Genomic DNA, 19,052 nt, shown 5'->3' on the forward strand with positions numbered 1-19,052 from the left:
CGCTGGATCGAGCTTTACGTGGTGATACCGATGAATTCTCCGACCAGACTTGGGTCGCCGAGATCGTCTGGCCTCACTTCGCGGGTGATCGTGCCTTTTTGAATAATGAGAATCCGCTTTGACAGCGCCGCGATGAAATCGAGGTTCTGCTCGACAAGGATCATCGTGAGTCCGCTCTTGTTGCGCTGTTGCAGCAAGATCTCCACGATCTCGTCGATGATCGAGGGCTGGATGCCCTCGGTCGGCTCGTCGAGAAGAACGAGACGCGGCTTGCCGCAAAGACAGCGTGCGAGCGCAAGCAGCTGCTGTTCGCCGCCGGATAGCGCGCCGCCGGAACGATCGAGCAGCGGTTTGAGGCGGGGAAACTCCTCGAGCACTTCCGCGATGGTATCTCGCTCGCTGCCTGCCTGCTTGGTGCACCCCATGCGCAGATTATCGTAGACCGTAAGGCCGGAGAAAATCTCGCGTCCTTGCGGCACATAACCAAGACCCAGCCGCGCGCGCTGATAGGGCTCGGCAGCCGTCACGTCGTCACCGTCGAAGCGGACGAGCCCACCGGTCGCCGGCAAATAGCCCATCAACGCCTTGAGCAGGGTGGTCTTGCCCATGCCGTTATGACCGAGAATTCCGATGAATTCGCCTACCTTGACGGTGAAGCTCACCCCGTTCAGGATCGGAATGCGGCCGTAGCCGGTACGCAGCCCCTGCACATCGAGCATCATGCGACCGCCTGCTTGCCCAGATAGATGTCGCGTACCAGCGGGTTGCGCAGGATATTCTCCACAGCATCCTCCACCAGCACGCTGCCCTGGTTGAACACCGTCACCTGCTTGGCGATCATGCGGATGAACTGCATGTCGTGCTCGACGACAATGAGAGCCTTGCTGCGATTGATTTCGCGCACGAGCTCGGCGGTCTTGTATACCTCCTCATGCGTCATGCCGGCAGCAGGTTCATCGAGCAGAATGAGTTCGGGATCCGTCGACAATACGATACCGAGCTCAACCCATTGCCGCTGACCGTGGGCGAGCTGGCCTACCAAGCGTTCTGCCGCGCCGGTAAGGTCGATACGCTCCAGCATCTCGTCGACCACGTCATTGACGCGCCCGCTGGGATGGATGCGGGTCGCCGCGAGCCAGATGTTTTCGCGCACGCTCAACCCGTCGAAGACGTTTGGCACCTGGGTCTTGATACCAATGCCGAGGCGCGCGATCTCGTGGGCGTGGGCGTGGGAAATATCGTGGCCGCGGAACAACACCTGGCCCTGGCTCGGCTCTAGCTGCCCGGTGAGCATCTTGAAGAACGTGCTTTTTCCGGCGCCGTTCGGACCGATGAGGCAGCGCAGCTCGCCTTCGGCCAGCGTGAAATTGACGTTGCGTACCGCCTTGACGCCGCCGAAATGCATGCTGAGATCGCGGGTTTGAAGAAGTGGCGCAGCCATCATCTCTCCTCCGCCTGCTTGGGCTCAAGGGCCGAAGTTGTTCGCCGCGTACGCGCGCGCAGCAGCCATTGTCCGAAATCACCGAGCGTCGGTACCAACCCCTTCGGCACGAGCAGCACGAACGCGACAAGGATGATTCCAAGGACCAGCGGCGCATTGGCCAATAGCCTCGTCCACCAATCCGAACCGCTGGGCTGGTTCGCTCCCAGCGCCGTGGTGAGCCACTGGATTCCGATGCAACCGACAATTGGACCGATCAACGTGCCGCGCCCGCCGACGATGACCCAAATGATGATCTGCGCGGACTGAGCCAGCCCGAAAATCGTCGGGCTTACAAAGTTTCCCCAATTGGCGAAGAGACATCCGGCGAAACCTGCAAGCGCGCCGCCGATGGTGAAGATCGCAAGCTTGTAGGCCCGCGGATCGTATCCTAAGAGCTCGGCGCGCCGTTCGTTTTCCCGAATACCCACAATGATGCGGCCGAACCGGCTGGCCAGCAGCAGCCGCAATCCGAAATAGATCGCGAGCAATGCTGCCGTCGAAAGATAGAACATGCCCTCGAGATCGATCACCGCGGTCCTGTTGCCGGGGTAATTGAGCGGCGGGATTCCCGGAATGCCGTTGAAACCGCCGAGCCGCGCCACACCGATATGGAATTCCGGGCCGGCGGTCGAATTCACCGAATTGAACAGGATCAGCGTCACCGTCAGCGTGATGACGCCGAGATACACATCGCTGATGCGGCCGTAGAACACAAAATAGCCGAGCAACGCGGCAAAGGCTGCCGGCAGCGCGATGGCCAGCAGCAACGGAACCGTGCTTTCGCCGATGTTGAACATGGCGATTGCGTAGGTATAGGCGCCCAGTCCGAAGAACGCCGATTGGCCGAAGCAGAGGATGCCGCCATAACCCCAGATCAGCGCCAGGCTGAGCGCCAGGATCGCCATGATCATGTAGATCGTGAGCTCGAGCACGGCATCGAGCTCGGCGAAACGCGGCGTCAGGATCAGGAAGGCGACGCCAATAACGCCCACCAGTCCCATACCAAGAAAATTGAGGGTGCGGGCGTTCACAGACCTCTCCGGAAGAAGCGGCCGGTGATGCCCTGCGGCAGCAGGCGGATCAGGACGATCGCGGTGGCAAGCAACGCCACCTCGCCGAACACCGGGGTCGTGGCAAAAGTGGCGATCTGATTGATGGTGCCGAATAGCGCCGATGCGGAAACCGTTCCGCTGAGGATGGCAGCACCGCCCCCGATCACCGTGATGAAGGACTTGGCGACATAGGCGACGCCGATAGTGGGAAAGACGCCGGAGACAGGCGCCAGCACCGCACCGGCAAGGCCCGACAAGGCGGCGCCGATGCCGAAGGTGACCGCATAGACCCGTGGTGGATTGACGCCAAGCGCCGCCGCCATGTTGGCGTTCTGCATGGTGCCGCGGGCAATCAGGCCGAGACGCGTCCAGCGCAGCACCGCGAAGATGCCGGCCAGCACGACCACGGCTACGCCAATGACGAACAGCGTATATCCGCTGGTGCGATAAGCACCGATCTGAAAACTGCCGAGCGGGGCCGAAATGCCGACCGTGGTGTTGCCGAAGATAGCGGTCGTCAGGCCCACCAGAAAAAGACTGAGGCCCCAGGTCGCGAGCATCGTATCGACCATGCGGCCATACAGGAAGCGGATGATCGTCATTTCGACGATGACCCCGATGATGCCGACGACGATAGGCGCCACCACCAGCATCGCAATCCAGATGCTGATGCCGTGGCTGGTGGCAACGATCGCCGCATAGCCCCCGAGCATCAAAAATTCCCCATGCGCGAGATTGATGACCCGCATCATGCCGAAAATAATCGCCAGCCCGACGCTGATCAGCGCCAGGCTGGCAATCGCGTAAAGGACCTGGATCGCCAGGAGAGCAATGAGATCCACGTTCACCCTTCCCAGACAGGATTTGGCGGCCGACCGGCCTTAGATCTTGATAACGTATTGCTGGTTGTCAGCGGGATTCTTGATAAGATCGCACACCGCGGCGGTGTCCGACGGCTTCTGCTGCGCGAAGTCTTCCAGCACCTTGAGCTTCTTGTCGTTGACCTCGGCGATGTGAACATCGAGAACGCAATGGTGGGTTGGCGGGTCGATCGTGACCTTGCCTGAGGGGGCATCGATGCTGATTCCGGTTTCTAGCGCCTCGATCACCTTGATCCGGTCAATAGTGCCCGCTTTCTTGACCGCCTCCGCCCATATACGGAAGCCTTGATAGGTCCCCATGGCGAGTTCAGTAACATTGGGATAATCGGCGCCGAAGCGCTTGTGGAAACCGGCAACGAAGGCTTCGTTCGTCTTGTTCTTCAAGTCCTGGAAGTAATTGTAGCAAACGAGCATGCCGTTGCATTCATCTGGCGACAACACGATGTGCTCGTTACCCACCGCGAAGGTGGTCGACGCCATCGGAATGCTCTTGCGCATGCCGGCCGCGGCCCACTGGCGATAAAAAGACATGTGCGCGCCGCCAACCAGCGCCGACCATACGAAATCCGGCTTCGCCGCCTGAATCTTGGAGATGGTCGAGCCGAAATTCGTGACGTCGAGCGGGAAGAAGTCGATCGACGAAACTTCGCCGCCGTTTTCAGTGACGTATTTCTTCACCCATTGCGAAGTGATCTGGCCGTAATTGTAATCGGCGGCGATCACATAGACTTTCTTGCCCCACTTCTTCATGGCGTAGGGCACCAGCTTTTCCACGGTCTGCGCCGGAGTCACTCCGGTGTCGAACTGGTTACGGTCGCAGACGCCCCCTTCATATTGCGTATTGTAGAAATACAGCGTCTTGAATCGACCGAGCACCGGCCGGATCACCTCACGCGAGGCGGAAGTGATGCCGCCGTGCACAACGGCGACCTTGTCCTTCAGCGCCGCCTGCTGGGCAAACTGGGTGTAGAGCTGCATATTCGACTGCGTATCATAGTTGATCAGCTTAATTTTCCGTCCAAGAAGACCGCCGGCCGCATTGGCTTCCTCGACGGCAAGCGTTAGCGCATCGACCATCGGCTTGCCGTAGATGTCGAGGCCACCCGAGAGATCATGGATACTGGCCACGCTGATCGGATCTTCCGCCCAGGCGTTGGGAGCGAACCCGCCAACCGAAGCAGCGGCAGCGGCCGTACCCTGTAAGAACCTTCTGCGATTGACTTTCATTGCAGTACTCCCCTTCGTTGTTGCCGAGACGTCATGAGACCAGATATTTCTTCAAGATCGACGCGCCCATCGTATATTTTGGATCGACCATGTTTCCGAGCCGGATGCGTCCGGCCTGACTGAGAAGCATGTAGGCGTCGATTTCGTCGAAGCCGTGGTCAGCGCTCATCCAGCGCACTAGTTCGCGATAGGCGATGCGCGCCGCGTCTTCCAGCGGCCGGGCGCTGCCAATGGTCATCAGAAATTTTTCCGTCTCGAGCCGCGGCCACGCAAAGCTCCAGCCCTTGATGACGTCGATCTGCAAGGTTACGGTGGCACATTGTTCAATGGCCACTCCCGACAACTCGCCGTCGCCCTGCGCGGCATGGCAGTCGCCGACATAGAGGAGGCCACCCTTGGTGTGCACCGGAAAATAGAGGATCGCGCCCGGAGCAACGTCGGGCAAATCCATGTTGCCACCGTGGTAATCCGGTTGCAGTGACGAGATCGCCTCGATCTCGGGCGAAACCCCGATCGTGCCGATGAACGGCTCGTAAGGGAGGGTGATCTTGTCGCTCCAGCGCACACCGTTCTTGTCGACGTGCATTTTTCTCACCCGCTCGGGCAAGGGCGGATTGAGCATTGCGGTGGATGCCGTACCGACGAGGCCACCGAATTCCGGAATGATGCAGGTAGTGCCTGCGGGCTGCGCGCCACGTGTTTCCACAGCATGAATGTGCACGGCCAGGCAATCGCCTTTCTCCACGCCGCTGACGGCAATCGGGCCACATTGCGGATTGAGAAAGGGAAACAGCAATTTCGCGGTCGGACTGTCCTGCTCGCTGGTGATGACGCCACCGAAGGCATCTTCCGTCTCCACCACGACGACGTCGCCGGGACTGATCGTGAGGACGGGCTTGGCATAGGGCCCATAGACGTAATGGAATTCGCCTTGCGCCGCGATCGAGAGCTGGTGGCGTTGCCCAGCCTGACCTTTGGCTACGCCGCGCTTCGCCATGATCGAGGTCTTGAGCCAGGGGTCGTTGATCATCGATGTATCCTCAATCGTCAAAGCGAAGGATGGCGGCGATGCCAGTCGGTGACGCGCTGGAATGCATCGCCGGCAGCCACCAGACGGGCTTCATCGAAATGGCGGCCAACGAACTGGAACGCGACCGGACCGCCGCTTTCGGTAAAGCCGCCCGGAAGGGTGATGGTTGGACTTCCCGTCATGTCAAAGGGGCAGCTGAAGCGCAGCAGACCGGTGATCAGGTCCGGATTTTCGCCGAGCGTCGCCATTTTGTCGATGCTGGGCGCGGCGAATGTCTGGGCCGGCACGGCAAGAAGATCGATCTTTTCGAACAGCTCCCGCACCAGCCCCCTGAATGCTTCGCGGCGCAGAACGATCTTCTGATAGTCGGTGCCGGATTGCTGCAGACCAAGTTCGATCAATCCGGCGAGCCCCGGGCCGTATTCCGACCTCCGCGACGGATAGGTTGCTTCGTGTGCAACTGCCGTCTCGACGCCGCACAGCGGAAACCAGTCGGCGATCATTGCTGTCGGATCGGGAAAGACAATCTCATGAATATCTGCGCCAAGATCAACGGCAATACGCAGTGCATCCTGAAGAACCTTGGTCGAAGCGGCGTCGACGCCCTCGCTGGTCCAGCGCGGGTCGACACCGATCCGTGTCCCACGCAGGCTACCATTCAAGTTCGCCAGATAATCCGGCACCGGCTCCAGCACGGCGGTCGGATCTTTCGGATCGGCGCCTGCGATAGCGCCCAGGATGGCGCCGCAATCCACGGCACTTCGTGCCATCGGCCCGACGTGATCCAGTGTGGCGGCAAGTTCGAAGACGCCGTAGCGGCTTACCCGTCCCCAGGTAGGCTTCAGGCCGGTCACACTGTTGGCAGCTGACGGAAAGCGGATCGAGCCGCCGGTGTCGGATCCCAATGAACCGTAACAAAGTCCCGCGGCAGTCGCGACACCGGAGCCGCTTGAGGATGCGCCCGACCAGAGCATCGCGTCCCACGGGTTGCGTGGCGGGTCGATGTCCGGATGATGGTCGGCGTAAGCGCCTTCCGTCATTTGCAGCTTGCCAAGGATGACCGCACCGGCCTCCTTGAACCTGGTGACGACGGTGGCGTCTTCGCTGGGGCGGTTGTCGCGATAGATCTTCATCCCCGCCGCGGTCGGCGCATCCTTGGTCCAGCACAGGTCCTTGACGGCGATCGGCACGCCGTGAAGTGGCCCCCTCACCTTGCCGTCTGCGATTTCCTTGTCGGCCGCGTGTGCCTGCTCAAGTGCCGACGAGCCCATGACATGCGCATAGCTTTTCAATTGGCAATCGAGACCAGCGATGCGGTCCAGTTGCGCCTGCGTAACCTCTACAGCAGACAGGTCGCGCTTCCGGATGCGTTGTCCAACTTCGACCAGTTCGAGATAGTGCAGATCGCGCGCCGGCATCAGATAGTTGCCTCGTTATGTTCTAATTCAGCTTCCAGTCGCCGCCAGCTTCGATCGCCGAAGCAAGCTGTATCAATGTCGTTTCTTCGAAATGGCGGCCGACCAACATCAGACCGACCGGCAAGCCATTGACACGTCCGCATGGCACGGTGAAGGCAGGATGCCCGGACACGTCGAACGAACAGGTATTGGCCTGCATGTTGAGCGCGGTGTCTATCGCGATGCCGAGAGGCGCATCGGCCGGCGGAATCGGCGTTGCCGTGAAGGGAATCGTCGGCATCGCCAGCACGTCGAACTTTTCGAGCGCCTCGTCGTAGGCGCGACGCAGCAGCACCCGCAGATTTTGCGCCTTTGAATGATAGCGCCCGTGATAGTTGCGATGCATGTATTCGCCGAGCATCAACACCAGTTTCACCGTCGGCGAGACGTCGTTGATCCGCGTTCCCATGCCGCGGGCAAAGGCTTCCTGCATGGAAAGCGGATAGTAACCGTGGATGTTGTTGCCGACGCCGTATCCCTTCAGCATCATCTCGGCCGCACCTTCCAGGATGATGCCGCTCCAGACATGCGGCCCGTCGAGATGCCAGGGCACCGAAACTTCCTCGGTTTCGACCCCGGCCTTCCTCAATGCGGCCACGGCCGCGCGCACCTTGGCATCGACGTCGGGATCGCTTTCGGGATGGCCAAATCCTTCACGTAAGATTCCGACGCGCAATCCCCTTGCCGGCTTGCCGAGCGCGGCCATGTAGTCGCTGGTGCGAGCTGAAATCGTTCGCGTGTCCCAACCGTCATGGCCGGCGATGACAGTCAGCAGCCGCGCGACGTCTTCGACGGTTGCGCCCATCGGACCGCAGTGATCGACGGAATAACTGATCGGCATCGAGCCCGTGGTCGGCACAAGCCCCCAGGTCGACTTCAAGCCATAGATGCCGCACCAGCTTGACGGTGTGCGGATCGATCCGCCCTGGTCTCCGCCGAGAGCCATAGGCACCTCGCCGGCCGCCACCAGCGCTGCACTTCCACCCGATGAACCGCCGGCACTGTGGGCGGGGTTGTGCGGATTGCGGATTACTCCGCCCGCACATGTGTGGCTCGCGCCGGAAAAGCAGAGATCTTCGCAGGCCGCCTTGCCTGCGATGGTACCTCCGGCTTCAAGAATCCGGGTCACCACCGTGGCATCGAGTTCGGGAACATAACCTTCAAGCAGCGCCGAGCCGTTCATCATCGGCACGCCAGCCACGCAGATGTTGTCCTTGATCGCGATCTTCTTGCCGCTCAGCAGGCCTTGCCCGCCGGCATGGATATCCGTCTTCCAGTACCAGGCGCCGTATGGATTTTCGGATGCCGGAGGCCGGTAGCCGGGTGATCGCGGCGCAATCGGCGCCAAGGCAGGCGGAACCAGTTCGTCAAGCCGGCCATACGAGGCCAAAGGTCCTTTGAAGGCCTGCCGAAAGGCAGCAACCTCATCAGGTGTGAGAACGAGACCGAAATCGGATCCGAGATTATCGATTTGCTCCAACGTCGGAAGGCGAACTACCATGCGTCACCCAACTTCTTGTCTCTCAAAAGACAAACGAAAAAAGCCATCCGCGGCCCGAAAAGGCCCCGAATGGCATCCATGCCGCTGCTATCAATGGTCGCGTAGGCTTACGTTGCAGAACGAAACTTTGAAGGTTGTCACTCAGACGTCATCGGCTGCGCGAGAACTATTTCGCAATGCACGCATTCACGTACTAATTCATTGTGTCTTAGCGTCGCCAGCCTTGTCAATGCGGGGCCAGCACCTTTTTTATGCTGCGGCAGCACAAATGACGCGCAGCACAGTTGATGATATGAAGTGACAGGTCGACCTTCTTGCGGTGAAATAATTGCCACGCAACGCCTGAGCTTCTTCATGAGAAAGCCATCCATCCCTCTCGGCCTCGTATTTTCCCAATCGGGACCTTACGCAATGATGGCGGGCGAGATGCTGAAGAGTGCGTTGATGGCGATCGACGAAATCAATCAGAGCGATGAGTTCGATTTCACATTCGCCCCGCATCTGCGCGATCCCGGCGGGGTCGTCGCTGCTTATCATTCCGCATGCGACGATTTAATTCGCGAAAGACAAGTCGACCATATCGTCGGCTGTTATACCTCGGCCTCGCGCAAGCAGGTCATTCCCATCGTCGAACGCACCGAACGGCTGCTCTGGCATCCGGCGCGATACGAAGGGTTCGAAAGCAGCGACAACGTTATTTATGTTGGGGCCGCGCCCAACCAGCACGTCGTCCCGCTGGTGCGGCACATGCTGGATCACATCTCCGGCGACGTGTTCTGCATCGGGTCCAATTATGTCTGGACCTGGGAAACCAACCGGGTCATTCGTGAAATTGTGACGAGCGCAGGTGGCCGCATTCTCGCTGAGCGTCTGCTGGAGCTTGGCGAGACCGCGGTAGACCACATCACCAAGGAGATCATCGACCGGAAACCGCCGGTTGTGTTCAACACGCTGGTCGGTGAATCCAGCTATTCTTTCATGCGTGCGCTCCATGCGGCGGCGGCGCGCTCCGGCCTCTCGATCCCGATGCTGAGTTGCAGTCTGTGCGAGCCCGAGCTCAGGCTGATCGGATCGGCGGCCTCGGTTGGATGCATCACATCATCTGCTTATTTCGAGAGCATCGAGCGGCCCGAGAATCGCGCATTTGTTGCGCGGTGGAAGGCCCGCCACGGCATTGATAGCAGTCCCTCCGTCGACGGACAGTCAACCTATGTCTGCGTGATGCTGCTTGCCCGCGCTATCCGCCGCGCTGGCTCGGCGGACGTTGGAGCCGTCCGGCGCGCAGCGGCAAATCATCGCTATGATTCTCCGCAGGGCCCGGTTTGGGTCGATCCCGACAACAATCACTGCTTCCTGACACCCCGTTTGGCACGCTCTGTGCCTGGATGTCAGTTCAAGATCTTCTGGGAAGCGGATGCCCCTGAACGCCCCGACCCCTATCTTTCGAACCTTGATCTGGCAGCGATTGGCAGCGGGCCGGAAAAGAGCAATGATACAATGACGAAGCGCTCAAACCACCTGCGTATTGTGAAATGACAAGGCCATCGCCTTTCTCCGTCCGCGGCCGTCACGCTCTCTTGGTGATGAGAGATGAACGCGAAATCTCGATCGTGCGCCGCCAGCTCAATCGCCTAGGGATGACGATTACAGAACATGATCCGGTTGAGGCGCCGCCATCGGACGAAACCGTTGACGTCATCGTCCTGGACGCAGACACCATTCCTATCAAGTCTGATCCGGCCACGGTGTGGAAGGTCGACGCACCGATGATTGCGCTGATCGGAACGGAGACGCCCAGCCGGTTGAAGTGGCTGCTTGACCTCAAGCCGGCATCGTATCTCATCAAGCCGCTGCGCTCGGCCGGGCTTTACACTGCACTGGTGGTGGCGTTCGATTCCGCGCAGCGAAGAATTGATGAAGCGGCCTATATCGAGAGACTGGAAGATCGCGTTCGTTCCCGGCGCGTTGTGTTCGCTGCGGTCCTGCAAGTTATGCACGGTCACAGCCTCTCCGAATCTGACGCGTTTACGCTGATCCGGCGGACGGCCATGCGGCACCGAACGACGATCGAGCAATTGAGTGCTGAAATCATAGCGGTCGGTGGAATGCCGAACCGGACAACGCGGACTGCGTAGCCGCGCTAGCCGAGATCGTTGACACGCTGCACGCCGGCCGCGGCCATCCCAGCTCGGGCGGCGTCGAGCGAGCCCGCCAAATTGATGGCCCTGCACCCGGCCTCGATGAGCACGGTGGTGAAGCCGAGACGGCGCGCGTCTACGGCGGAATAATAGACGCAAAAGTCGGTGGCGAGCCCGGCCAGGAAGATGCGCTGCAAACCGCGCTCACGCAAATAGCCTGCCAAGCCAGTAGGAGTGCGCCGATCGTTTTCATAGAACGCGGAGTAGGAATCGATTGCCGGCCGGAAACCCTTGCGGATCACCAACTCCGCCCGCTCGGTCGCCAGTTGCGGATGAAAGTCGGCCCCCGGCGCGCCCTGAATGCAATGGTCGGGCCACAGGGTTTGCTGACCATATGACATGCTGATGACGTCAAAGGCAGCAGAGCCCGGATGCGATGTAGCAAAGGAGCTATGGCCCGGCGGATGCCAATCCTGGGTCAGGATAACATGGTCGAAGCGCTCAGTGAGGCGATTGATGACCGGCACCACGGCATCGCCGTCAGCAACCGCAAGCGCGCCGCTGGCGCAGAAATCATTCTGCACGTCGATTATCAACAGCAAATCATCATCACTGACCCGGACCTGCATTTTGGACCTGCGTTATCGTTGATCGCCAAACTTAGCGCAAAGCAAAGGCTGTATCAGCAGGGAATTGCTAACCGCCGTGACCGCGCTATCGGACCTTAGCCTGAATATTCCGTAACCGCTCATTACGCGAACCGCTCGCGTATAGGATATCTTTGAAGTTTTGGGGCTACTCGCTGCTAAGGCTGACGTTTTGCCTTCTACGGGAGGCCCGGATTAGGGCGCCGGTTACATTGAGACGCATGAGCATTAATTGTTCGCTGACTTTGTAAACGTCGGATGCCTTCGCGGGGGTTAGCTCCATGCGGGCAATGTGGTTGGCGGCCTCTTCGGACACCAAAAGCGCCGGCCCTAGCCAGTTAGCTTCTTCTTCAATCACGGGGTCATAGTGCCGCGTTCCCTGGACATCAAATGGGGGCTTCGGTGGATGGAAAAGAACGCCGTGCGCAAGCTCGTGCGCGATGTTCGCCGCTTGGCGTTTGAGTGCGTGGCTGTCATTGTGAATGATCAGGCGCGCTGTACCGCTGAATAGCGTGATTGCGGAGAACTCACCTCGCCCGTTTGTCGAAGCTAAATAGCCAACAGCCGGATCGATCTTCTCGTACTCGCTAAGCGCTACGACCGGAAACCCCAGAAGCTCCGCCAATTTCCAAGGGCAAATTGGCAGATGAGGCGCGATTCCCAACTCTTCGCGCACACTTCGCGCCCACCAGTTCGCTTCAGCTTTGAACCCGCGCCGCAAAGCCATTCGGAAGCCTCACGACTTTCGGAACTGCTGATAAGCAGTCTTTATCAGAGCTTCGAGCGCTTTTGCTCCCTCCTTTGAGAGCTTCGGATCAGCCCGAAGATGGGCCGTTAGTTGAGCCAACGACTCGGTCGGGCCCCTTTGTTTGGACGCGCCAAGCGTGAAATCCTCGACCCGCAAGCCCGACCAGTCACACAGTGCAGCGAGACTGTCGACATCAGGTTTTCGACCCTGCGACATCCGAGTAAGCGTTGAAGCTGGCACCTTTGCTTGCTCGGCTACTTTTTTCCAATTGAGATCGCGGGCGATACGCACGCTGTCGATAGCGGCAAAGAAGCCCTCTCCATCGAACTTTCCAGAAGCCATTAAACGTTTCCCAGTGTGTAATTTGTGAATGCCAGAATGACGCCATAATTGCTATATAGCAATTGATGCCTATATAGCAATAGCCCATTGGGGGCTTGAGGAGTTATCTATGTCTAAAAGCAAAGGTTCGGGTACCCACACCCGCAGCGCCATTTCTGGCCAGTACGTCTCCAACTCTCATGGCAATCGCCATCCGAGCACCACTGTTCGCGAAGCGGCCGGGCCCAGTGGGTCGAGCGGCCCGCACTACCGGAGTGCCAAGACAGGGCAGTACGTCAGCAATAGCTACGGCAAATCCCACCGGAGTATGACGGTCAAGGAGAAATGAGAGATGCGATTCGTTCACAATGACCTCGGCATGCTCCGGGGTGGAGAATTGGTTGAGGTTACGTTGTCGAACCAGGCCAACGTAAAACTTATGGATGGTTCTAATTTTTCGAGTTATCGCCAAGGCAGTCAGCATCGTTACTTCGGCGGTCATGTAAAACACTCGCCTTTTCGCTTGCAGGTTCCTGGTGCAGGCCATTGGCATGTTGCAGTAGACTTAGGAGGACATGCAGGGAGCGTTCGTGCAGGCGTCCGGGTCATCGGTTGATAGCGTCACTAGTTGAGTAAAGGGCCCCTGCGGGGGCCCTTCTTATTAGTTCAACGTTCTGCTGAACGGACAAGCAAATGTCCGAGGGAATACAGGAAGCTTCCATGGACGCTACAGGACGACAGCCCGGCTCAGAGCACGAGGCGAAAGCGGTTCACTTGGCGAAGATGCGCAAGGTCGCAGGATGTATCGTCGATTCTGTGCCTTCGTGGTTACCCGAGGCGCTCTCCGAGTGGTCGTTCAATGTGAAGTCTCAGGACAGCATCGACCGAATTTGGCCAACCAGAAAGGAAATGTGGAACTCATTGGCTCATGGTGCGAGTTCGGCGATTGAACTGCAGACCGTTCTGACAGACATCGGCTTGACCGGATTCCTAATTGCAAACTCCGAGCTCGAGTCGGATGAATTTTTACACGGCCTATCATCTCAGCTCTCGAAATTCACCGCTTGTGCGGCCAAAGCTTGTAGATCACCGCAACTGGTCGGCAAGGACGGGAAACTCTTGCCCGGGGCCAGCAAGCCGCTTTTGCCAGGCGTCATGCCAGCCAGATACGTTTGTGCTGCCATTATCGCAGAGACAATCTCGTTCTTGGCCGATCTGGGGAAACCGGTCCCATCGAAACGAAAAGCTCACAATGCAGCTGAGCAATTTTGGAAGGCTTGGCCCTCTAAAGCAAAGGGAGAAAGAACTGACCCGACGAAGGGTTGGACCAGATATTTCGACGCTGCTGGCGATCAACGGCTGATGTCACTTCGGAATGAGGTCCGACGGCACTTCAACATCCGGGCAGAGCATGGAATTTAATAGGCCCTGAATGCCCCCCGATTCAATTCCATTGATTTAGAAGGCCAATGCGTCAACCTCGCGGCAGAGATCGTTCAGCAGAGACGGGCGCCACGAGCATGGAAGTAGATACCGGAACTACGATTCATGAGATCAACACGACGTCGTCTGCCAGGGGAAATCGACAGATTTCCTATTTAGCGACGACGGCTGTGTATCCTGATCCGCGTAATCCTCGCCTCCACACCAAGGTGCAAATTCGGTCGATCGCCAAGAGCATTGAAACATTCGGCTTTAATGCGCCTATTCTGGTAGACGCCAACCGGAAAATCGTTGCCGGCCACGGTCGTCATGAGGCGGCCAAGTACCTCGATCTGACGCAAGTTCCCGTGATTTTTCTGGATCACCTGACCGAAACGCAGGCTCGGGCGTACATGCTTGCGGATAACAAGCTCACGGATCGTTCCTCATGGGATGACGGTTTGGTCGCCACTCAACTGAAGGAACTGTCGGAGCTGGTATTGGATTTTGAAATCGAAGCCACTGGTTTCGAACCTCCGGAGATTGACTTTCGAATCCAATCGCTTGACTCACCAGACGCTGCGGACCAAGCGGACCAGTTTAATCCCACTGTAGGCCCTGCAGTGACCGTTGGCGGCGATCTGTGGCTCCTCGGGTCGCACCGGCTCTATTGCGGGGATGCGCTCTCTCCTGAGGCGCTCGTGACATTGATGGGCTCGGAAAGGGCTGCAGCGACGTTCATGGATCCACCCTATAACGTCAAAATTGATGGAAACGCAGCAGGGCATGGGAGGACGACCTATCGCGAATTTGCGATGGCAGTTGGGGAAATGTCCGAAGTCGAGTTTACCAATTTCCTAACTAACGCGCTGTCCAACGCTCGCTCATGCGTCGCCATGGGGGGATTAATCTACGCCTGTATGGATTGGCGGCACATGCAGGAAATGCTCGCTGCGGCCCGCGCGTCGGACATAGATCTCGTCAACTTGTGCGTATGGGTAAAGCCCAACGGCAGGCTTGGATCGTTCTATAAATCGCGCCACGAGTTGGTCTTTGTTTTCAAAAACGGCAAGGACGCCCATCAGAACAACATTCAACTCGGTCGATTCGGACGCAATCGGACCAATGTCTGGAATTATTCGGCGGCCAACCCTTTCCGACGCAAAGATGCGCCGGACGCAGAGTCGCATCCGACCGTGAAACCGCTGCTGATGGTTTCAGACGCTATCCTGGACTGTACGCGGCGGAACGACATCGTTCTCGACCCATTCCTGGGAAGTGGGACGACACTTCTTGCTGCCGAACGTACCGGACGGCGGTGCTATGGCATCGAAATCGACCCGATTTACGTTGATACGGCTATCGAGCGTTGGCAACGCATGTCCGGGAAAGAAGCCGTAAACTCCCAGGGAGAAACATTTTCTGCGGTCCGATCGGCACGGAAGATTGTTCCGTGAGTGCTACTTCAGATGACGATCGGTCAGGATACGGCCGACCCCCGAAGAAATCACGATGGAAAAAGGGGCAAAGCGGCAATCCAAACCGTAGGCGCCCCGTCCGAACGTACGGGACGGTAGAAATAATCGACCGACTCTTTCAACGCCCGGTGGAGATCAAACTCAACGGGGAGATGAAAAAGGTCTCGACGCTAGAAGCCATCATGATGCAACTATTGCACAAGGAGAGCGCCGGCAATCACCGGGCGACACGTGTGCGCCTAAAGTATCAGGAATTCTCCATTCAGCATTCGAAGCGAACGACCACGGTTGAGTTTCTCGATAACGACTATACCCGTGCGGTTGCCGCGGCCGCCAACCCATCAGGAGATGACCATGAGCAAGAATGATGTGGGGTACCGCAACCCACCGAAGCACAGCCGTTTCAAACCAGGCACTTCGGGAAACCCAAAGGGCCGCCCCAAGAGAGAGCCCTTTGCAGCTGCTGCCATCATCGACAAGGTTCTGAACACACAGACCCAATACAGAGAAGGTGGCAAAATCAAAAACGCGACGTTTCTAGAACTGGCGATCATGGCCCAAATGAACAAGGCCGCACAAGGTAATCCCAAAGCCGCAGAAATGGTGCTGATCCTCCGCGCTCACGCACAACAACACGGCGATGTCGGTGTTCAGCAATTCGTTTTCACCCACTGGATGCCGGACCGACCAGGCCAGACTGCCGAGGACAAAACGCGGGAATTCGCAAAGCAGCTTGAAGCTCCCGCACAAGTTTGGTGGCAACAAGCCGGTGACGATATGACTCAGCCGGGCGAAAGACCGCCAGTCTTAAGCTCCAACGAAGACTAATTGGGCATGTCCAATATACTAAGAAGTTCAAGAATCGAGCTCTCGCTCGGGACAATGCATGCCGGCCAGGTTAAAGCCTATTGGGCGCTACACGGCGCCCGTTTTAAAGCACTTCGCTGCGGGCGCCGGTTCGGCAAGACCGATTTCGGCAAGATGTGGATTGCTCAAGGACTCGCCCAAGGCTGGGAATGCGCCTGGTTCTCGCCTCAACATATGACCTCATCGGAGGTTTACTCGGAACTGTCCGAAAGCTTGCGGCCTATAATCGACACAAGCTCGAAGGCTCAGGCGGTAATGCGGTTAAAGACCGGCGGACGTCTCGACTTCTGGTCGCTGGAGAATTTCATAGCCGGCCGTGGTCGCCGTTACCGCCGCATCGTAATCGATGAAGCCGCCTTCACGAAGGATGGAGACAACAAGGTCGACGGATCAATGATGGGCACCTGGGAGAAATCGATCAAACCTACCCTGTTTGACTACGGAGGCGAGGCGCTGATCTGCTCGAACTCGGCGGGGAAGAATCAAGACAATTTCTTCTACAATATATGCACCGACCCGCAGTATGGCTTCAGGCAGTACCATGCCAAAACCCGGGACAATCCGATACTTCCGAAGCGACCTCAAAATGAAAGTCTTGAGGACTGGCATGAACGACGAGAACGGTACCTCGACGATTTAGTAAAGGACAATGATCCGCTTGTATATGCTCAGGAGTACGAGGCTGAATTTGTCGATTGGTCCGGCGTCGCGTTCTTCTCCCGAGAGAAGCTTCTGCATCAGGGACAACCGGTTTCTCATCCTCGAACGTGCGATTGCGTATTTGCGGTAATCGATACCGCATCGAAAACCGGGACAGAGCACGACGCGACTGCCGTTACCTTTTTTGCCCTGGACCGGCATGGAGGCCCGTTTCCCTTAATGATACTTGATTGGGAGATAACGCAAATCGAAGGTGCCCTGCTCGAGACGTGGCTTCCGATGATTTTCGGACGGCTCGAAGAGCTGTCACGCTCGTGCGGCGCCCGTTTTGGGTCTGTCGGCGCGATGATTGAGGACAAGAGTTCCGGAACGATCTTGTTGCAACAAGCCCGCCGTAGGCAAATGCGCGCGGAGGCTATCGACTCCAAGCTAACGGCGATGGGTAAAGACGAGCGAGCTATTTCCGTATCAGGCTACGTTTACCGTGGAAACGTTAAGTACACCGACCATGCCTTCAACAAGACCGCAATTTACAAACGGACATCAAGAAACCACTTGGTTGACCAAGTCGAGAGCTTTCGTGTCGGTGACAAGGACAGCAAGCGAGAAGACGACCTCTTGGACACCTTCTGTTACGGCATAGCGCTCGCGTTAGGAGACTCCGCTGGCTTCTAAGGCAGTAAAAGCGCTGACTGAAGCGACAGGTTTCAGCGAACAGACACCAGCCAGTTTCCGCCTTTGTCCTGGATATCGTAAGTGTAGCTGAATTTGTTGCAAACCAAGACGTACCCGCGAGCCGTCAGCATGGGACGCGCCGCACTCACGGTCTCGCAGGCGAAGCCGTTGGCTCTGGTGAACCGGACTAATTTCTCGGTCTGTTCCAGCCATGCCTTGGAGTCTTCGAACATGACGGCATCCTTTTCTATCGGAGCCGATCTTTCTTCTGCGGCTCGTTGAATCCGTGAATTTCGTTGCACCTCAGCGATTGCCGCCTGTTGTTCAATTTGATGTTTTTGGACTGCGTCATCGGAAACCCAAGTTACCTGTAGGATTGTCGGCCCTTCCCGGTTAACAATGGAGATTGTCCCATTCTGGGTTTGACCAGTAGCGAAGACTAACGTGCCGCGGCACGAGGTAAACTGATATCTTGATTCTATAACTTGACCGGTCGCTCCTAACCCTTGCACGGAGGCAACGCGATCTCGGGGTCCATCCCGCTGGCCAACTTTCCTGTTGAGAGCAACCACAAAATCAGTCGCTGTTTCGGGCACTGCGCAGGCGTCTCTCGGCCGGGCCTCGAAACTACCTGTTTCATAAAAATATCCAGCTGGGGCGCACCCACAAAGAAGCCCGAAGACCAGTATCGCCATACATGGAAAACGCCGCAATGCCCCACCCTCCAGTTGATCAAGGGCAAATTAGCTCTCTTTCGCATTAATATCCAGTTTTGGGATAATCCGATTTAGGGATCAAATTTCCTGCCGCCGATTCTCATCCTTGGCGGCGCATGCAAAAGTCTCTCAAATCCGCGGATTATGCACGGCTGGTAGCCACCCTTGTCGCAGTGCGCCATGCCGCGGGCGTACGTCAGCAGGCGCTGGCCAAAGCGCTTGGAAGACCCCAATCGTTTGTCGCAAAGTACGAGGGTGGCGAACGACGCTTGGACGTGATCGAGTTCATTGCGATTGCGAAGGCCTTGGGCGCTGATCCCGTCAGGCTGTTTCGGGATTTTACCGTCGGGAAGGCACCCCCAAAGGCCCGCCGAAAGCCGGAAACTGGCTGAGATCCGCTATTGCGCATCTGCGAGTCCATCACAATCGCCGATGGCGCTGCTATGCAGTCCGCGCAAAAGAGCCATAAGATTGCTCCGAATTCGCTCGACTTCAGGACTGATCGGAGCGTCAGTATCCCCGGCAACAGGGGAAAGATACATGGCCAAGCCGATTTTCAACGAAGCTGTAATCGCCTGCCTCAGCGAGATCCACGCTCGCCTATCCGAAGCCGCCCGGATCGCTAAGGCCGCTGAAGCCTGCGCGCAGGCCGGCAGCCTTACGGAGGCCGTGACGATTTCGATGGATGTCGAGCAACTGATTTACGAAGCCGGCCGGCTTCAGGATGCGGCCTCGCTGCTCAACCGGCT

The 19,052-nt window shown here is 57.9% G+C and carries 22 protein-coding genes; 10 read left to right on the forward strand and 12 right to left on the reverse strand.

Going from position 1 to position 19,052, the window contains the following annotated elements; genetic code table 11:
• Positions 1-14: 14 nt before the first annotated feature.
• Genes Q0D31_RS06140 through Q0D31_RS06175 form a run of 8 tightly spaced genes read right to left on the reverse strand, consistent with a single transcriptional unit; the run spans position 15 to position 8,631 of the window.
• Complete coding sequence (locus Q0D31_RS06140; protein WP_291846545.1) at positions 15-722, reverse strand: ABC transporter ATP-binding protein; 708 nt, start codon at positions 720-722, stop codon at positions 15-17.
• Positions 719-1,441 carry an ATP-binding cassette domain-containing protein gene (locus Q0D31_RS06145; RefSeq protein WP_291846550.1) on the reverse strand — a complete coding sequence of 241 codons (723 nt, stop codon included), beginning with the start codon at positions 1,439-1,441 and terminating at the stop codon, positions 719-721. The genes Q0D31_RS06140 and Q0D31_RS06145 overlap by 4 nt, the downstream gene beginning before the upstream one ends.
• The gene (locus Q0D31_RS06150; protein ID WP_291846555.1) at positions 1,441-2,514 is read right to left on the reverse strand and encodes a branched-chain amino acid ABC transporter permease; all 1,074 of its coding nucleotides are present in this window, start codon (positions 2,512-2,514) and stop codon (positions 1,441-1,443) included. Before Q0D31_RS06150 ends, Q0D31_RS06145 begins: the two co-directional genes overlap by 1 nt.
• Entirely contained in the window at positions 2,511-3,377 is an 867-nt protein-coding gene (locus tag Q0D31_RS06155; protein WP_291846557.1) for a branched-chain amino acid ABC transporter permease, read from the reverse strand. Before Q0D31_RS06155 ends, Q0D31_RS06150 begins: the two co-directional genes overlap by 4 nt.
• A 39-nt stretch (positions 3,378-3,416) precedes the next feature.
• Positions 3,417-4,643 carry a transporter substrate-binding protein gene (locus Q0D31_RS06160; RefSeq protein WP_291846560.1) on the reverse strand — a complete coding sequence of 409 codons (1,227 nt, stop codon included), beginning with the start codon at positions 4,641-4,643 and terminating at the stop codon, positions 3,417-3,419.
• A 31-nt stretch (positions 4,644-4,674) separates the two neighbouring features.
• Positions 4,675-5,673, reverse strand: coding sequence for an acetamidase/formamidase family protein (locus Q0D31_RS06165; protein WP_291846563.1), 999 nt, complete (start codon positions 5,671-5,673; stop codon positions 4,675-4,677).
• Between the two features lie 17 nt (positions 5,674-5,690).
• Entirely contained in the window at positions 5,691-7,091 is a 1,401-nt protein-coding gene (locus Q0D31_RS06170; RefSeq protein WP_291846565.1) for an amidase, read from the reverse strand.
• Between the two features lie 22 nt (positions 7,092-7,113).
• Positions 7,114-8,631, reverse strand: a complete 1,518-nt coding sequence (locus tag Q0D31_RS06175) for an amidase (RefSeq protein WP_291846567.1) — start codon at positions 8,629-8,631, stop codon at positions 7,114-7,116.
• Between the two features lie 354 nt (positions 8,632-8,985).
• Here Q0D31_RS06175 and Q0D31_RS06180 point away from each other — a divergent pair, with 354 nt between their 5' ends.
• A complete protein-coding gene (locus Q0D31_RS06180; RefSeq protein WP_291846570.1) occupies positions 8,986-10,167 on the forward strand; it encodes a transporter substrate-binding domain-containing protein in 1,182 nt (393 codons plus the stop codon).
• A gap of 47 nt (positions 10,168-10,214) precedes the next feature.
• Positions 10,215-10,766 carry an ANTAR domain-containing protein gene (locus Q0D31_RS06185; RefSeq protein ID WP_291846572.1) on the forward strand — a complete coding sequence of 184 codons (552 nt, stop codon included), beginning with the start codon at positions 10,215-10,217 and terminating at the stop codon, positions 10,764-10,766.
• 5 nt (positions 10,767-10,771) lie between these two features.
• On the opposite strand, the gene pncA is transcribed toward Q0D31_RS06185, so the two are convergent.
• The 3 genes from pncA to Q0D31_RS06200 all read right to left on the reverse strand — a co-directional run bounded on the left by pncA (position 10,772) and on the right by Q0D31_RS06200 (position 12,506).
• Positions 10,772-11,398 carry a bifunctional nicotinamidase/pyrazinamidase gene (pncA, locus tag Q0D31_RS06190; protein ID WP_291846574.1) on the reverse strand — a complete coding sequence of 209 codons (627 nt, stop codon included), beginning with the start codon at positions 11,396-11,398 and terminating at the stop codon, positions 10,772-10,774.
• A 166-nt stretch (positions 11,399-11,564) separates the two neighbouring features.
• A complete protein-coding gene (locus tag Q0D31_RS06195; protein ID WP_291846576.1) occupies positions 11,565-12,143 on the reverse strand; it encodes an ImmA/IrrE family metallo-endopeptidase in 579 nt (192 codons plus the stop codon).
• A gap of 9 nt (positions 12,144-12,152) precedes the next feature.
• A complete protein-coding gene (locus Q0D31_RS06200) occupies positions 12,153-12,506 on the reverse strand; it encodes a helix-turn-helix transcriptional regulator (RefSeq protein ID WP_291846578.1) in 354 nt (117 codons plus the stop codon).
• A 331-nt stretch (positions 12,507-12,837) separates the two neighbouring features.
• On the opposite strand from Q0D31_RS06200, the gene Q0D31_RS23980 reads away from it, so the two are divergent.
• The 6 genes from Q0D31_RS23980 (at position 12,838) to Q0D31_RS06225 (ending at position 17,587) form a co-directional block, all read left to right on the forward strand.
• Positions 12,838-13,101: a DUF1883 domain-containing protein gene (locus Q0D31_RS23980; protein ID WP_366518499.1), complete on the forward strand. Its 264-nt coding sequence runs from the start codon at positions 12,838-12,840 to the stop codon at positions 13,099-13,101.
• A 104-nt stretch (positions 13,102-13,205) separates the two neighbouring features.
• Positions 13,206-13,907: a hypothetical protein gene (locus tag Q0D31_RS06205; RefSeq protein ID WP_291846580.1), complete on the forward strand. Its 702-nt coding sequence runs from the start codon at positions 13,206-13,208 to the stop codon at positions 13,905-13,907.
• Between the two features lie 98 nt (positions 13,908-14,005).
• Positions 14,006-15,364 (forward strand): DNA methyltransferase, encoded by a 1,359-nt coding sequence (locus tag Q0D31_RS06210; protein ID WP_291846582.1) that lies wholly within the window; start codon positions 14,006-14,008, stop codon positions 15,362-15,364.
• A complete protein-coding gene (locus Q0D31_RS06215; protein WP_291846584.1) occupies positions 15,361-15,753 on the forward strand; it encodes a DUF5681 domain-containing protein in 393 nt (130 codons plus the stop codon). The genes Q0D31_RS06210 and Q0D31_RS06215 overlap by 4 nt, the downstream gene beginning before the upstream one ends.
• Positions 15,740-16,213, forward strand: a complete 474-nt coding sequence (locus Q0D31_RS06220; protein ID WP_291846591.1) for a DUF5681 domain-containing protein — start codon at positions 15,740-15,742, stop codon at positions 16,211-16,213. The genes Q0D31_RS06215 and Q0D31_RS06220 overlap by 14 nt, the downstream gene beginning before the upstream one ends.
• Before the next feature lie 6 nt (positions 16,214-16,219).
• A complete protein-coding gene (locus tag Q0D31_RS06225) occupies positions 16,220-17,587 on the forward strand; it encodes a hypothetical protein (protein ID WP_291846594.1) in 1,368 nt (455 codons plus the stop codon).
• Between the two features lie 32 nt (positions 17,588-17,619).
• On the opposite strand, the gene Q0D31_RS06230 is transcribed toward Q0D31_RS06225, so the two are convergent.
• A complete protein-coding gene (locus Q0D31_RS06230; RefSeq protein WP_291846597.1) occupies positions 17,620-17,820 on the reverse strand; it encodes a hypothetical protein in 201 nt (66 codons plus the stop codon).
• Between the two features lie 599 nt (positions 17,821-18,419).
• Between Q0D31_RS06230 and Q0D31_RS06235 the strand changes: the two genes are divergently transcribed.
• Positions 18,420-18,695 carry a helix-turn-helix transcriptional regulator gene (locus Q0D31_RS06235; RefSeq protein WP_291846602.1) on the forward strand — a complete coding sequence of 92 codons (276 nt, stop codon included), beginning with the start codon at positions 18,420-18,422 and terminating at the stop codon, positions 18,693-18,695.
• 148 nt (positions 18,696-18,843) lie between these two features.
• Positions 18,844-19,052: hypothetical protein (locus Q0D31_RS06240; protein WP_291846606.1), on the forward strand; the 209-nt coding region annotated here is incomplete at its 3' end.

This window comes from Bradyrhizobium sp. (assembly GCF_022844465.1).
Taxonomy (GTDB): Bacteria; Pseudomonadota; Alphaproteobacteria; order Rhizobiales; family Xanthobacteraceae; genus Bradyrhizobium.